The organism is Cellulomonas sp. EB106-03-03-XG116 (genome assembly GCF_058792015.1).
This window is the reverse complement of sequence record NZ_JBYTEP010000072.1, coordinates 1-15,014: the sequence shown is the minus strand read 5'-3', so window position 1 is coordinate 15,014 and position 15,014 is coordinate 1. Positions and strand designations below refer to the sequence as shown.

At 77.0% G+C, this 15,014-nt stretch carries 14 protein-coding genes and 1 pseudogene; 9 read left to right on the top strand and 6 right to left on the bottom strand.

What is annotated here, in order from left to right; all coding sequences use genetic code 11:
• Nucleotides 1-107 precede the first annotated feature (107 nt).
• The gene (locus tag AC3WUG_RS17950; RefSeq protein WP_492328910.1) at nt 108-1,604 is read left to right on the top strand and encodes an RNB domain-containing ribonuclease; all 1,497 of its coding nucleotides are present in this window, start codon (nt 108-110) and stop codon (nt 1,602-1,604) included.
• 444 nt (nt 1,605-2,048) lie between these two features.
• Nucleotides 2,049-2,558, top strand: a complete 510-nt coding sequence (locus AC3WUG_RS17945) for a GNAT family N-acetyltransferase (protein ID WP_492328909.1) — start codon at nt 2,049-2,051, stop codon at nt 2,556-2,558.
• Between the two features lie 150 nt (nt 2,559-2,708).
• On the opposite strand, the gene AC3WUG_RS17940 is transcribed toward AC3WUG_RS17945, so the two are convergent.
• The 5 genes and pseudogenes from AC3WUG_RS17940 to AC3WUG_RS17920 form a co-directional block, all read right to left on the bottom strand.
• The gene (locus AC3WUG_RS17940; protein WP_492328908.1) at nt 2,709-3,029 is read right to left on the bottom strand and encodes a DUF3349 domain-containing protein; all 321 of its coding nucleotides are present in this window, start codon (nt 3,027-3,029) and stop codon (nt 2,709-2,711) included.
• Between the two features lie 10 nt (nt 3,030-3,039).
• On the bottom strand, nt 3,040-3,342 hold the full coding sequence (locus AC3WUG_RS17935) for a hypothetical protein (RefSeq protein ID WP_492328907.1): 303 nt from the start codon (nt 3,340-3,342) through the stop codon (nt 3,040-3,042).
• A pseudogene (locus AC3WUG_RS17930) lies at nt 3,342-4,567 on the bottom strand (inorganic phosphate transporter). Before AC3WUG_RS17930 ends, AC3WUG_RS17935 begins: the two are co-directional and overlap by 1 nt.
• Before the next feature lie 137 nt (nt 4,568-4,704).
• Nucleotides 4,705-5,886: an FUSC family protein gene (locus AC3WUG_RS17925; protein WP_492328906.1), complete on the bottom strand. Its 1,182-nt coding sequence runs from the start codon at nt 5,884-5,886 to the stop codon at nt 4,705-4,707.
• Nucleotides 5,887-5,978: 92 nt separating this feature from the next.
• Nucleotides 5,979-6,242, bottom strand: a complete 264-nt coding sequence (locus tag AC3WUG_RS17920) for a hypothetical protein (RefSeq protein WP_492328905.1) — start codon at nt 6,240-6,242, stop codon at nt 5,979-5,981.
• Nucleotides 6,243-6,454: 212 nt separating this feature from the next.
• On the opposite strand from AC3WUG_RS17920, the gene AC3WUG_RS17915 reads away from it, so the two are divergent.
• The 3 genes from AC3WUG_RS17915 (at nt 6,455) to AC3WUG_RS17905 (ending at nt 9,098) form a co-directional block, all read left to right on the top strand.
• Complete coding sequence (locus tag AC3WUG_RS17915; protein WP_492328904.1) at nt 6,455-7,309, top strand: DinB family protein; 855 nt, start codon at nt 6,455-6,457, stop codon at nt 7,307-7,309.
• Between the two features lie 85 nt (nt 7,310-7,394).
• Complete coding sequence (locus AC3WUG_RS17910) at nt 7,395-8,075, top strand: HAD family hydrolase (RefSeq protein WP_492328903.1); 681 nt, start codon at nt 7,395-7,397, stop codon at nt 8,073-8,075.
• 93 nt (nt 8,076-8,168) lie between these two features.
• The gene (locus tag AC3WUG_RS17905; protein ID WP_492328902.1) at nt 8,169-9,098 is read left to right on the top strand and encodes an arginase family protein; all 930 of its coding nucleotides are present in this window, start codon (nt 8,169-8,171) and stop codon (nt 9,096-9,098) included.
• 149 nt (nt 9,099-9,247) lie between these two features.
• Here the strand turns inward: AC3WUG_RS17905 and AC3WUG_RS17900 are convergent, their stop codons facing one another.
• A complete protein-coding gene (locus AC3WUG_RS17900; protein ID WP_492328911.1) occupies nt 9,248-10,129 on the bottom strand; it encodes a RecB family exonuclease in 882 nt (293 codons plus the stop codon).
• A 163-nt stretch (nt 10,130-10,292) separates the two neighbouring features.
• On the opposite strand from AC3WUG_RS17900, the gene AC3WUG_RS17895 reads away from it, so the two are divergent.
• The 4 genes from AC3WUG_RS17895 to AC3WUG_RS17880 all read left to right on the top strand — a co-directional run.
• A complete protein-coding gene (locus tag AC3WUG_RS17895; protein ID WP_492328901.1) occupies nt 10,293-11,408 on the top strand; it encodes a site-2 protease family protein in 1,116 nt (371 codons plus the stop codon).
• An 11-nt stretch (nt 11,409-11,419) separates the two neighbouring features.
• Nucleotides 11,420-12,493: a tRNA (adenine-N1)-methyltransferase gene (locus tag AC3WUG_RS17890; protein WP_492328900.1), complete on the top strand. Its 1,074-nt coding sequence runs from the start codon at nt 11,420-11,422 to the stop codon at nt 12,491-12,493.
• Between the two features lie 124 nt (nt 12,494-12,617).
• Nucleotides 12,618-14,246, top strand: coding sequence for a proteasome ATPase (gene arc / locus AC3WUG_RS17885; RefSeq protein ID WP_147796611.1), 1,629 nt, complete (start codon nt 12,618-12,620; stop codon nt 14,244-14,246).
• Nucleotides 14,247-14,391: 145 nt separating this feature from the next.
• Nucleotides 14,392-15,014: DUF4956 domain-containing protein (locus AC3WUG_RS17880; protein ID WP_492328899.1), on the top strand; the 623-nt coding region annotated here is incomplete at its 3' end.

Sequence of the window (15,014 nt, the reverse complement as noted above, 5' to 3'; positions counted from 1 at the left end):
CCACCCGATCGATCGGGTGGTGGCGCGAGGACTGGGAGGGGAGGGCGCCGGCGCCGGGGCCGCGCGACCACCGGGCACCGGGCAGCCTCCCGCCCTAGGCTCGCCGCGTGCCCCGACGCCACGTCCGCCTCCGCCCCGCGCCCGCCGCCGCCGACGACGCCCGCCGGGTGGACGCGGACGTCCGCGCCGGCCTCGACGCCCTGCGGGCCGAGCTCGGCGTCCCCGTCGCGTTCCCGGACGACGTGCGCGCCGAGGTCGAGGCCGTGCTCACGGCCGGCCCGGCGAGCGCGCCCGCCGACGCGCCGGAGCGCGTCGACGCGACCGATGTCCCGTTCGTCACCGTCGACCCCGAGGGCTCCCGGGACCTGGACCAGGCCGTGCACCTCGAACGCCGCGGGGCGGGCTACCGGGTGCGGTACGCCATCGCCGACGTCGGCGCGTGGGTCCGCCCGGGCGGCGCGGTCGACGCCGAGGCCCGCCGCCGCGTCGTCACGCTCTACGCCCCGGACGGCCGCACGCCGCTGCACCCGCCGGAGCTCTCCGAGGGCGCCGCGAGCCTGCTGCCGGGCCAGGACGCCCCCGCCCTGCTGTGGGAGATCGACCTGGACGCGGATGGCGCGCCGACCGAGGTCCACGTCCGCCGTGCGACCGTCCGCAGCCGGGCCCAGCTCACCTACGAGGGGGCCCAGCGCGCGCTGGACGACGGCACCGCGGACGAGACCCTGGTCCTGCTCCGCGCGGTCGGCCGGCTGCGGCAGGCCGCCGAGGTCGCGCGGGGAGGGCTGACCCTGCCGACGCCCGAGCAGGTGGTCGAGGTGGACGCCCGGGGCCGCTGGAGCCTCACCAGCCGGGCGACCCTGCCGGTCGAGGAGTGGAACGCCCAGGTGTCGCTGCTCACCGGGATGTCCGCGGCCGGGCTCATGCTCGACGCCCGGGTCGGCGTCCTGCGCACCCTGCCGCCCGCCGACCCGCGGGACGTCGAGCGGCTGCGGTCGACCGCGCGGGCGCTCGGCGTGCCGTGGCCGGACGGCGCCGACCACGCCGACGTCGTCCGCGGGCTCGACGCGGGCGTGCCCGCGCACGCCGCCCTGCTCGCCGAGGCCACCACGCTGCTGCGCGGCGCGGCCTACGTCGCGTTCGACGGCACCGTGCCCGAGCAGCCGCTGCACGCCGCGATCGCCGCCCCGTACGCGCACGCCACCGCGCCGCTGCGCCGGCTGGTCGACCGGTTCGTCGGCGAGGTGTGCCTGGCCGTGTCCGCGGGCGTCGCGGTGCCGGCCTGGGCCCGCGAGGCGCTGCCGGACCTGCCCGCGCTGATGGCGGCGGGGGACCGGCGCGCGTCCGCGTACGAGCGCGGCTGCGTCGACCTGGTCGAGGCGGCGCTGCTCTCCTCGCGGGTGGGCGAGGAGTTCGACGGCGTGGTCGTCGACGTGCGGGACGGCGGGGAGTCCGGCGTCGTGCAGCTCCGGGACCCCGCCGTGCGCGGGCGCGTGGCGGGCGCCGCGCTGCCGCTCGGGACCGACGTCCGGGTGCGGCTCGACGAGGTGTCCGTCGCCGACCGCACGGTGCGGTTCGTGCTGGACGGGCAGACGCCCGCGGTCTGACGACCCGCGACGTGCGCCTGGGGTCGTCCGCCCGGTCCCAGGCGCCGTGCCCCGGCGCCGCCCGCCAGCCCGCGTGCCGGCGACGCCACCCCGGGCTAGCGTCGGCCGGGTGCCCCGCCGTCGACCCGCGGCTGTCGCCGCGTCCAGCCGGTGGACCGACCCCGACGGAGTCCGGGTCCCCGCCGGGGAGGTGCACGCCTGGGAGCCCGGGCGCAACGAGACGGTGTGCGGGCTGTCGCTGCACCGCTCGGCGCTCGAGCGGTTCCCGCACGTGCGGTGGGCGGACGTGCAGCCCGCCACGGGCCGGCACGCGGACGCCGTCGGGCGGGTGTGCCCGCGGTGCGCGGCCGGGACGGGGCGCGGCGCGACGAGAAGCCGTGGCGCCGCGTCGACCCGCGTCCGTAGGTGCCGGACCCCTGCCCGCCCCTCGCTACCGTGGCGGGCGTGCCCCTCGACCTGCGCCCGTACCAGCCGTCCGACGCCGAGGCGCTGACCGACCTCCTGCACCGGTCCTACGCCGGCCTCGCCGAGCGCGGCCTCGACTTCACGGCCGCGACCCAGGACGTCGCGCTGACGCGGTGGCGCGCGGAGGCCGGGCCGACGTTCGTCCTCGCCGACGCCGGCGCGCCGGTCGCGACCCTGACGCTCTCGCTGCCGCCCGCCCGGTTCCTCCAGGGGCTGACGCCCGAGGCAGCGGCACCCGGCCGGGGCTGGCTCAACCAGATGGCCGTCGACCCCGCGCACCGCGGGCGGGGTCTCGCGCGCCGGCTGCGGGACGCGGCGCTGGCGCACGCCGCCGCGCACGGCGTCACGGCGATCGGCGTCGACACCGCCGAGCCGGCCGGCGACCTCCTGGACCTGTACCGGCGGTGGGGCTTCGCGGAGCGGGACGTCATCCGGTGGCCGGACAAGACCTACGACAGCGTGGTCCTGGTGCGCGAGGTCGCGGGCTGACGGAGGGCCGGTCGGGCAGCCCGCTCAGGCGGTCGGCGTCCCGGCACCAGCCACCCGACGAGGGCGAACGCGACCGAGGTCGCCGCGAGCTCGAACAGGGCGCGACGCTCGCCGCGGCCGACGGCCCCGCGGGCGGGTTCGCCCCGCCACCTACCCGGGTGCGTCCGGTCCCGCGAGCGGCCACCCGCCCCGCGCGAGGTGCGCCGACACCCGCGCCACGTCCGCCTCCGACGCGGCGTCCAGCGTCGCCGCCCCCACCATGCGCTCGACGTCGGACGTGGTGATCTCCGCGCCCCGGCTCGCCAGCACCGCGAGGTCGCCCGCGATCTGGTGCACCTCGGTGTCGGTGAGCGACCGCCGGAGCAGGCCCAGCAGTACCACGTAGTCCTGCTGCGGCACGCCCGAGGGGTACCCCGCGCGCAGCCAGCGCAGCACCCGGGCTGGCCACGTGCCAGTCCCCGTCCCCGTCATCGCGGCCCCCTCACGCCTTCTCGACCAGCAGCGGGCCCCCGCCGAGGCTGACCTCGTACCCGAGCCCGGACGCCACGACGACGGTGATGCCGAGCACCACCCCGGCCACGGCCAGCGCGAAGCACAGCACGGCCAGGACCCGCCCCAGCGGGTGCGGCCGGGGCGCCGCGCCGGCCGCGTGCTCCTCGGCGTCGCCGCCCGCGCCCCACGCCGAGGCGCGCAGCCCGAGCCCGAACAGGACCGGCAGGCCGGCGCCCAGCACGAGCGACACCAGCAGCACCTGGCCGAGCATCCCCATCTCGGTCGCCAGCATCAGCGCACCCCTCCCGCCGCGGCCGGGCGGCGCTCGCGCGCCGGCTCCTGCCACTCGTCGTTGACGTTGCCCGCGTGCACGGCGTCCCGCCGCGACCGCACGTACATCGCGCCGCTCAGCGCGACGAGCACCAGGACCACGGCGACCGCCCCGAGCACCCCGCCGCCGAGGACGTGCGCCAGGAACCACGTGGCCGCGCCGACGAGGCCGGCGGCGGGCATCGTGATCAGCCAGGCGACGCCCATCCGGCCGGCGACGCGCCACCGCACGGTCGCGCCCGGCCGGCCCACGCCCGCGCCGAGCACGGAGCCGGTGGTCACCTGCGTCGTCGACAGCGGCAGGCCCAGGTGGCTGGACACCAGGATCGTCGCGGCGGAGGCGGTCTCCGCCGCCATGCCCTGCGGCGGGGCGATGTCGATCAGCCCCTTGCCGAGCGTCCTGATCATCCGCCACCCGCCGAGGTAGGTGCCGAGCGCGATGGCGAGGGCGCAGCAGACCTTGACCCACAGCGGGATCGCCGTCGTGCTGGTCCAGTGGCCCGAGGCGATGAGGGCGAGCGTGATCACGCCCATGGTCTTCTGCGCGTCGTTCGTGCCGTGCGCGAGCGACACCAGCGAGGCGGAGCCGATCTGGCCCCAGCGGAACCCGCGCTCGGTGTACCGCGCGGCGACGCCCACCGTGACCCGGTAGACGAACCAGGTGCCGGTCGCGGCGACCACGCCCGCGATGACGGGCGACGCGACCGCGGGGACCACGACCTTGCCGAGGATCCCGTCGGGCTCGCCGCCGTCGCCCGTCCAGTGCACCGCGCCCCAGCCGAGGCCGGCGACCGTCGCGCCGATCAGGCCCCCGAACAGCGCGTGCGACGAGCTCGACGGCAGGCCGAGCAGCCAGGTGAGCAGGTTCCAGACGATTGCCCCGACCAGCCCGGTCAGCACGATGAGGAGCAGCGCCTCGCCCCCGTCCTGCACGAGGTCGGCGCTGGGTGCGCCGTCGGACTCCTGGATCCGGACGACGGCGTTGGTGACGGTCAGCGCCACCTCGACGGAGAGGAAGGCACCCACCAGGTTGAGCACCGCGGAGAGGGTCACGGCCGCCTTCGGGGCAGCGCGTGCGTGGCGATGGACGTGGCCATCGCGTTCGCCGTGTCGTGGAACCCGTTCGTGAAGTCGAACGCGAGCGCGACGACGACCACCAGCACGAGGATGACGGTTGCAGCGTCCACGGCGCCCACCGTCCTCGCGGTCCCGCCGGCGCGCACCAGGGGCACCGTTGCGTCGGCGAGTCGTCGCCCGCCGTTCACCCGTGGCCGGGAACCCGAGCCGGGCCCCCGGGGCGGCGGGAGCGGCGGTGGAGTCGTCGTCAGCCGGTGAGCAGCGGCGTCAGGGCCACCACGACGCCGTCGGCGGGCCGGGTCGCGCCCTCGGCCGTCGCGCGGTCCGCCGCCACCGCCTCCTGCAGCTCGTCGAGGGCCCGCGCGAGGTCCGTGGCCGCGTGGTCCGCGTCGTCGGAGTCCTCGGTGCCGGCACCCGGCCCGTCGGGGCGCAGGGCCCGCACCAGGGCCGCGCCGGCCTCGATCGCGCGCGCGGTGCCCTCGCGGACCGCGTCGGCCCGCTCCTGGTCGTCGGCGTGCGCCGCGATCGGCACGTGCACGTCGCGCTCCTCGGGGGGCGTCGCCCCGGCCGCCGCGACGGTCCGCGAGGTGACGACCGCGCGCCGGACGTCGAGCGCCACCACGGCGGCGGCGTCCATCGACGCGGCGTGCCGGTCCTGCCGCTGGCGCCAGGAACGGTAGTGCCGGGCCGTCCAGTTGCCCCGCGCCGCCTCCTGCGCGTCGGCCACCGCCGCCTGCGCGTCCGCCCGCGCGGCCCGGAGCGGGCGGTCCGGCGGAACGGGCGCGTCGTCGTCGCGGACCGCCGCGGCGAGTGCGTCGAGGTGGTCGGAGGTCGCCGCCCGGAGCCGGTCGAGCGACCGCTCCGCGGGGGTCAGGGGGAGCGGCGGCACCACGAGGTTCACCGCGACGCCGACGAGCGCGCCGAACAGCGTCAGGCCGACGTACGCCGAGATGTACCCGACCGGGTCGGCGTTCCCGATGATCAGGACGAACAGCGCCGCCGTCGGCACCCACGAGCCCATGTCGCCGAGCAGCCGCCAGCCCGACAGCAGGACCCCGACCAGCACCACCACCGCCAGCCCCGCGACGCCCGGCAGGTCGAGCGCGTCGACCAGTCGCGCGACGACCGCGCCCAGCGCGATGGCCAGGACGGACTGGACCGACCGGCGCGTCGTGCCCCGGACCGTGACCGAGGTGGCGATGACCGCGCCGAGCGGCGCGTAGTAGGGGTAGTCGCTCCACGGGCCGGGGACGAGCCGCACGAGGACCCACGCGATCACCGCCGCCCCCGTCGTGCGGACGGCGCGCGTGAGCCAGGGACGGGTGGCGAGGAACCGCGAGGTCGCCGTGCCGGCGGCGCGGAACCGGGGCAGGCGGCGGGCGGCGGGGGGCGGCCCGGGCTCGGGTTCGAGGGCGGTGCGGTCGGTCATCGTGCCCAGCGTCGCCCGCGGTGCGCCCCCGCGCACCCGGGACGTCGACCTGGAGGCCGGCCTGCCCGGGACCTGCAGGGCGCCGCCCGGGCTCAGCGCGAGGCGGCGACGTCCGCGCTGCCGGTGCGGGCGGCGGCCCGCCGGCGCAGGTGCACCCGGAGCAGCGCGTGCAGCGCGACGTTCAGCCACGCGCAGCCGACCGCCAGCGCCACCACGGTGGCCGTCGCCCACGCGGACGGGCCGAGCAGCAGGCCGAGGGTCCACGGCAGGCCGAACGGCAGCGTGGCGAGCAGCGCCAGCCCGGCCCCGATGTTGGCGTCCTCGACCGGGCGCGAGGCGAGCACGACGAGCAGCACGGTGACGACGGCGACGGCCGCCGCGTGGGCGACGAGCAGGCGGGGGACGCGGCGCGGTCGGGGGGGGCCATCGCCCCATCGTCCCCGGGACCGCGCCGCGCCGCCGCTCGGGCGGGACGGCGGCGATCGACGGCGGCACGACGTCCGGGTCGAGCACCGCGGGAGCCCCGCCGGGGGCGACGGCCGACCCCCGCGCCGCTAGCGTGGGCCGCATGGGCGGGCGGATGACGGCGGAGGAGTTCCGGGCGGCCGACGGCGTCGCGGACTGGCGGGTCGGGCCGGACGGCGCGCACGCGCGGTTCCGCACGGGGTCGTTCGCGGCGGGGGTCGAGCTGGTCGACGCGATCGGCGAGCTCGCCGACGCCGCGGACCACCACCCGGACGTCGACCTGCGGTACCCCGCCGTCGGGGTGCACCTCGTGTCGCACGACGTCGCCGGCCTGACGGACCGCGACCTCGACCTCGCCCGCCGCATCTCCGCCGCCGCGCGGGAGCTGGACGTCCCCGCGGAGCCGGTCGCGGACGACGCCCCCGTCGTCGACGAGCAGGGCCGCACCGAGCCCGTCCCCGACGGTGACGAGGTGCAGACGCTCCTCGGTTTCCTCGACTTCCACCGCGCGACCCTGGAGTGGAAGACCCGCGGAGTCGACGCCGCCGGGCTCGCGGCCACCGTCGGCGCGTCGACGATGACGCTGGGCGGTCTGCTCAAGCACCTGGCCTACGTCGAGGAGGACTGGTTCTCCCGCGCGCTCCACGGTCGCGAGCGCGGCGAGCCGTGGGCCTCCGTCGACTGGTCCGCGGACCGGGACTGGGAGTGGCACTCCGCCGCGGACGACGACCCGGAGGAGCTGCGCGCGCTCTGGCACGCGGCGGTCGAGCGGTCCCGGGCGGACGTCGCGGCGGCCCTCGCGGCGGGCGGGCCGGACGCCCCTGCGGCGCGCGCCTGGCCCGACGGCCGGACGCCGCACCTGCGGTGGATCCTCACGCACATGATCGAGGAGTACGCCCGCCACAACGGGCACGCCGACCTGCTGCGCGAGGCGGTCGACGGTCAGGTCGGGGAGTAGCGACACCCGCCGTTCACCCGCGTTCACCGACCCCGGGTACCGTCGAGGGCAGCACACCGCCCGCACGACCCCGGAGCCGCACGCCGTGAACGACGCCCGACCCGCCCTGCCCGCCGCCGTCCTCTGGGACATGGACGGCACCCTGGTCAACACCGAGCCGCTCTGGATGGCGGCCGAGACGGAGCTGGTCGAGTCCTGGGGCGGCACCTGGACGCACGAGGACGGCCTGACCCTCGTCGGCAACCCGATGAAGGTCTCCGGCGAGATCCTCCGGGGCCGCGGCGTCGGCCTGAGCGTCGACGAGATCGTCGACTTCCTCAACAAGCGCGTCGCCGCGGCCGTCGCCGAGGACACCCCGTGGCAGCCGGGCGGCCGCGAGCTGCTCGCCGCGCTGGCGGCGGCCGGGGTGCCGCAGGCGCTCGTCACCTCGTCCTACGCGGAGCTGGCCGAGCCGTTCGCGCGGGTGGCCGGCGTGTTCGCGACCGTGGTCGCGGGCGACGAGGTCGAGCGGCCCAAGCCGGACCCCCAGCCCTACCTGCTGGCGGCGGAGCGGCTGGGCGTCGACATCGCCGACTGCGTGGTCGTCGAGGACTCGCCGACCGGCATCACCTCCGGCGTCGCCTCGGGCGCCCGGGTGCTCGCGGTCGAGGTGTTCCGGGAGCTGCCGGAGATCGACGGGCTGAACAAGACCGGGTCGCTCGCCGACGTCTCCGTCGACGACTTCGCGCGGATCCGCTCGGGCGCGGTGCTGGACCTGCTGGGCTGACCCGGCGGGCGCGGCGGCGGGTCGACGGCCCCCGCGCCCCGTCGACGGGACCCCGGCCGCGCCGGCGGCGACCCCGGGCCCTACGGTCGTGCCATGACGGCGGGCCGCGACCGGCACTGGGGCGTCCTCGGCGTGCCGTCGAGCCGGGCGGCGCACTGGCCCGGGCTGGAGAAGGGGCCCGCCGCTCTCCGCGCCGCCGGGCTCGTCGACGCCCTGGCGGCCGCCGGCGCGTCGGTGACCGACCACGGCGACCGGCCGGTCGCGAGGTGGCGCGCGGGCGCCGGGGCCGGCCTCGGGGCGAGCGGCGGGCCGCACGACCCTGACGGCGTGGCGGCGGTGCTGCGCGACGCCCGCGACGCCCTCGCCGGGGTGCTGGCCGTGGGGGAGACGCCGCTCGTCCTCGGCGGCGAGTGCACGCTGGCCCTCGCGCTCGTCGCCGCGGCGGTCGGGGCGCACGGCGACGTCGGGCTGGTGTACGTCGACGGCGGGCAGGACCTGCAGCTGCCCGCGGACCACCCCGAGGAGCCGATCCTCGACTCGATGGGCGTGGCGCACCTGCTCGACCTGCCGGGGACGGTCGACGCGCTCGCCGGCCTGGGCCCGCGCCGGCCGCTGCTCGACGGGGACGCGTTGTGCTTCCTCGGCTTCGGCGACGACGACGAGGACGAGCACGACCTCGTGCCGAGCGCGCGGATCCCGGCCGCCGACGTGGCCGCCGACCCCGACGGCGCGGCGGCCCGCGCGCTCGCCGCGGTCGCGGGGCGGGGCGGGCGCCCGTTCCTGGTGCACGTGGACGTGGACGTCCTCGACGCGCTGCTGCTGCCCGGCGCCGACGTCCCGCAGTACGGCCGGGGGCTCACGCTCGACGTGCTGGTCGCGGTGCTGGAGCCGCTGGTGGCGGACCCGCGGCTGGCGGGGATGACCCTCGTCGAGCACAACCCGGACCACGACCCCGACGGCGGCTCCGCGCGCCGGCTCGTCGCCGCGCTGGCCCCGGTGCTGGCCGCGCGCCGCGAGCCCTGACGCGCGGGCTCGGACCGCCGCGCGTTCCCCGGCTCGCGTCCGGGGCGCTGCCCCGCATCCGACGCCAGGTCGCGCGTCCCCGGGTCAGGCGCCGCGCGTCCCGGGGCCCAGACCCCGCGTCCTCGCGACCGCGCGCCCCCGGCCGGAGGTCAGGACGCCTGCGCCGCCGGCACGACCCCGATCGCCCGCTCCACCGCGCCCTCCGGCACCTCCGGGGGCGTCCCGCCCCAGGCGGGGCACACGGCGCGGTGCGCGCACCAGTCGCACAGCCGGGACTTCCGCGGCCGCCACTCGCCCGTGCGTGCCGCCTCCTCGACCTGCGCCCACAGCGACCGCAGCCGCAGCTCCAGCGTGCGCATCTCGGCCTCGGACGGCGCGTGCCGGAGGATCTGCCCGTCGCCGAGGTAGACGAGCTGGAGCAGCTTGGGGAGCACGCCGCGCTCGCGCCACAGCACGTAGGCGTAGAACCGCATCTGGAACAACGCCGAGCCCTCGAAGCCGGGGTTGGGCGACTTCCCGGTCTTGTAGTCGACCACCCGCAGCGCGCCGTCGGGCGCGACGTCGATCCGGTCGACGATGCCGCGCAGCTGCGGGCCGTCCTCCATGAGCGTCCGCACCGCGAGCTCCCGGTCGCCGGGCTGCAGCCGGTTCGGGTCCTCGAGCGTGAAGTAGGTGTCCAGCAGCAGGCGCGCGCTGCCGAGCCAGGCCTCGCGCTCGTCGTCCGTGGCGAACATCGTCACCACCTCGGGTGACCGCTCCAGCAGCGCGTCCCACGCGGCCGGCACCAGCAGGTGCGCGGCAGCGGGGGTGCGCTCGCCGAGCGGGAGGTCGTACAGCCGCTCCAGGACCGTGTGCACGAGCGTGCCGCGGGCGGCGGCGAGGCTCGGCGGCTCCGGGAGCCGGTCGACCACCCGGAACCGGAACAGCAGCGGGCACTGCTGGAAGTCGTTGGCGCGCGACGGCGACAGGCCCGGGACGCGCGGCTCGGGCGCGGCCTCGACGTCGCCGGCGTCGGCGCCGTCGGCGGACACGGGGGCGAGCAGCTGCGGGTCGGTGGTCGTCACGACGACGAGCCTAGGCGCCACCACCGACACCCCCGCCGACCCCCACGCCGGAGCCCCCGTCGACGCCCACGCAGGCGCCCACCCCGGCACCCGCGCCGGCCCGCACCGCCCGGCCACGTAGCCTTCCCCCGTGGCAGAGAGAACGCGGGGCTGGGTCGTCGGGCGCGTGGCGGGGACGCCGGTCGTCCTGAGCCCGAGCAGCCTGCTCGTCGTGGCGGTGATCGCCCTGGTGTTCGCGCCCTCGGTCCGGTACCGCGCGCCCGGGCTCGGCACGGGGTCGACGTACGTCGTGGCGCTCGTCGTCGGGCTGCTCCTCCTGCTGTCCGTCCTCGTCCACGAGCTCGCCCACGGCCTGACCGCGCGCGCCCGCGGGCTCCAGGTCCGCGAGTACGCCCTGACCCTGATCGGCGGCCACACCGCGTTCCACGGCCGGATCACGCCGTTCACCGAGGGGCTGGTCGCGGTCGTCGGCCCGATCGCCAACCTGGTCCTCGCCGGGGTCTTCTGGCTCGTCGCCGGCGTCGCCGACCCGTTCGGCCTCGCCGCGCTCGTGCTGTACGCCGCCGCCTACAGCAACGCGTTCGTCGGGCTGTTCAACCTCGTGCCCGGGCTGCCGCTCGACGGCGGCATGGTCCTCGAGTCGATCGTGTGGGGCGCGACGGGGGACCGACGGCGCGGTGCGCTCGTCGCCGGCTGGGTCGGCCGGGTGTTCGCGGTGGGCTTCGCCGCCTGGGTGATCCTGCTGCCGATGGTGCGCGGCGGCAGCCCCGATCTGTGGGCCGTCGCCTGGGCGGCCCTCGTGGGCGCCTTCCTGTGGTCGGGCGCCTCGGCGGCGATCCAGGGCGCCCGCGCCGGGCGGGCCGTGGACGCGCTGCACGTCGGCTCCGTCGGCACCCGCGCGGTCGGCGTCCCGGCGACCGCGGTGCTCGCCCAGGCCGACGCCGCCCGCGGGCAGACCGGCGCCGACGCGGTCGTGCTGCTCGCCCCCGACGGCCGTCCCGCCGCGTACGTCGACCCGCAGGCGGCCGACGCCGTCCCCGCCGCCGACCGGGCGCACGTCCCGCTCACGGCCGTGGCCGTCACGCTGCCCGCCGGGGCGGTCGTCGACGCCGCGCTCCGCGGGCCGGAGCTCGTGCAGGCGGTCGCCGCGGTGTCCCGGTTCTCGCCCGTCGCGGCCGCCGTCCGGGACGGCCAGGTGGTCGCGCTCGTGCGCAGCGCGGACGTGGCGGCGGCGCTGCGCCCCTAGGATCGACCCCCGTGACCGAGCAGACCCCCGCGCCCGAGCCCGCCGCCGCCCCCACGCCGACGGGCGCCGACCAGCGCCGCGGCCTGCTGCGGGTGGGGGAGCGCGTCCAGCTGACCGACCCCCGCGGCCGGCTGCACACCATCACCCTCGCGCCGGGCGCGACGTTCCACACGCACAAGGGCTACTTCCGGCACGAGGAGCTCATCGGCGCGCCCGAGGGCACGACCGTGACGAGCAGCGGCGGCGTCGAGTACCTGGCGCTGCGCCCGCTGCTCAGCGACTACACGCTGTCGATGCCGCGCGGCGCGGCGGTCGTCTACCCGAAGGACGCCGGCCAGATCGTCGCGATGGCGGACATCTACCCGGGCGCCCGCGTGGTCGAGGCCGGCGTCGGCTCCGGCGCGCTCACGATGTCGCTGCTGCGCGCGGTCGGCGACGGCGGCCGGCTGCACTCCATCGAGCGCCGCGAGGACTTCGCCGCCATCGCCCGCGGCAACGTCGAGACCTTCTTCGGCGGGCCGCACCCGGCGTGGCGGCTGTCCGTCGGCGACCTCTCCGACGTGCTGCCCGTCGCGGAGGCGCCCGGCGAGGTCGACCGCGTCGTCCTGGACATGCTCGCGCCCTGGGAGAACCTCGACGCCGTCGCCACCGCCCTCGCCCCGGGCGGCGTGCTGATCGCCTACGTCGCCACCGCCACCCAGCTGTCCCGGCTCGCCGAGGACGTGCGCGCCGACGGCAGGTACACCGAGCCGCAGGCGTGGGAGTCCATGGTCCGCGGCTGGCACCTGGAGGGCCTCGCGGTCCGCCCGCAGCACCGGATGATCGGCCACACCGGCTTCCTGCTCACCACCCGCCGGCTCGCCGACGGCGTCCTGCCGCCGCTGCGCAAGCGCCGCCCGGCCAAGGGGTCGCAGCCGGGGGAGGCCGCGCTCGTCGACGAGGTCGGCGACGTCGTGACCAGCAGGTCCTTCCAGGAGGTGCCCGACGCCGAGTGGACCCCCGAGGCCCTCGGCGAGCGCGCCGTCTCCGACAAGAAGGTGCGCAAGGTCCGGCGCGACGTCGGCCAGGCACCCGAGGCCGACTGAGCCGGCAGGAGCCCCGCACGAGCCACGGCGAGGCGGCGCGGCTCCGATTGACACGTGTGGTTAGGGTCTCCCCACGACAGCCCCACAGCGCCGTGAGGTCGACCCGCGATCGGAGGTACCGGCGATGACGGAACCGACAGCACGCGACCTGCAGCGCGAGCTCGCGCTCCTGGCCGCCAAGAACGAGCGCATGTCCGACGCGCTCGTGGCCGCGCGCGACCAGATCATCGAGCTCAAGCGCCAGATCGACGACCTCGCGAAGCCCCCGGGCACCTTCGCGACGTTCCTCGCCGCGCGCGAGGACGGCACCGTCGACGTGGTGTCCGCGGGCCGCAAGATGCACGTCGGCGCCAGCCCCGCCATCGACGTCCACCGGCTGCGCCCGGGACAGGAGGTCATGCTCAACGAGGCGCTCACCGTCGTCGAGGCCGGCGGCTACGAGCAGGTCGGTGAGCTCGTGACGGTCAAGGAGCTCATCGGGCGGGAGCGCGCGCTCGTCGTCGGGCGCGGCGACGAGGAGCGCGTCGTGCGCCTCGCCGGCCAGGTGCTGGACGGCTCCGTCCGCGTCGGCGACGCCCTCACCGTCGAGGCCCGCAGCGGCTTCGTGTTCGAGCGGGTCCCGCGGGCCGAGGTCGAGGACCTCGTGCTCGAGGAGGTCCCGGACATCGACTACGCCGACATCGGCGGCCTCGGCCCGCAGATCGAGCAGATCCGCGACGCCGTCGAGCTGCCGTTCCTGCACCCCGACCTGTTCCGCGAGCACGGCCTCAAGCCGCCGAAGGGCGTCCTGCTCTACGGTCCGCCCGGGTGCGGCAAGACGCTCATCGCCAAGGCCGTCGCGCACTCGCTCGCCGCGACGTCCGCCCGCGCCCGCGGCGAGGAGGTCACCGAGGCCAAGTCGTACTTCCTCAACGTCAAGGGCCCGGAGCTGCTGAACAAGTACGTCGGCGAGACCGAGCGGCACATCCGGCTGATCTTCTCCCGGGCACGGGAGAAGGCCTCGCAGGGTCACCCCGTCGTGGTGTTCTTCGACGAGATGGAGTCGCTGTTCCGCACCCGCGGCACCGGCGTGTCCAGCGACGTCGAGACCACGATCGTCCCGCAGTTGCTCGCCGAGATCGACGGCGTCGAGCGCCTGGAGAACGTCATCGTCATCGGCGCCTCCAACCGCGAGGACATGATCGACCCGGCGATCCTGCGGCCCGGGCGCCTGGACGTGAAGATCAAGATCGAGCGGCCCGACGCCGAGGGCGCCCGCGAGATCTTCGCCAAGTACCTCACCCCGGACCTGCCGATCCACGCCGACGACCTCGCCGAGCACCACGGCTCCACCGCCGCGGCCGTCGACGCGATGATCGCCCGGGCGGTCGAGCGGATGTACTCCGAGAACGAGGAGAACCGGTTCCTCGAAGTCACCTACGCGAGCGGCGACAAGGAGGTCCTGTACTTCAAGGACTTCAACTCCGGCGCGATGATCCAGAACGTCGTCGACCGCGCCAAGAAGTCGGCGATCAAGGACCTCCTCGCGACCGGCCAGCGCGGCCTGCGCGTCGAGCACGTCCTCACCGCGTGCGTCGACGAGTTCAAGGAGAACGAGGACCTGCCGAACACCACCAACCCCGACGACTGGGCGCGCATCTCCGGCAAGAAGGGGGAGCGCATCGTGTTCATCCGCACGATCGTCCAGGACAAGAAGGGCGAGGAGGCCTCGCGCCGGATCGAGAACGTGCAGAGCACAGGGCAGTACCTGTAGCGGACCGCCACCCCGCCGCTCCGACCGGGGCCCGCCGTCGACTCAGACGGCGGGCCCTGCTCGCGCACAGGGACCGCACAGCGCCGCGCGGCTTGATGGTCGTACCCGGTTCACCGGGCGTTCATCCCCGACCCGCGAGGTGCCCATGCCTGCCGCCGCCCTGTTCGCCGCCGATCTCGTCGCGATCGCCGTCCTGACCTTCGCCCTGTACTTCCCCCGGCACCGCCGGCGCGACCTCGTCGTCGCGTTCCTCGGCGTCAACGTCGGCGTCCTCGCCGTCGCCGGCGCCCTGTCGACGAGCACCGTCGGCGCGGGGCTCGGGCTCGGCCTGTTCGGCGTCCTGTCGATCATCCGGCTGCGGTCCTCCGAGATCGACCAGCGCGAGGTGGCCTACTACTTCGCGGCCCTGGCGCTCGGGCTCATCGGCGGGCTCGGCTCGTCGCTCGGCGCGCTGGCCCTCGTCCTCATGGCGATGGTCCTCGCGGCCCTGTACGTCGGCGACCACCCGCGGCTGCTGCGCGGCTACCGGCAGCAGGTCGTCGTGGTCGACCGGGCTTTCGGCGACCACGCCGCCCTCGTCGCGCACCTCGAGCAGCTGCTCGGCGCCCGGGTGCACGCCGCGACCGTGCAGCGGCTGGACCTGGTGGACGACACGACCGTCGTCGACGTGCGGTACGCCGCGCCGCCGGCGGGGTCGCGGGGCCCGGCCGGGTCGCGCCGCCCGGCGCCTGTCTCTTCTCCCCACCTGACGCTGCCGACGAAGGCCGT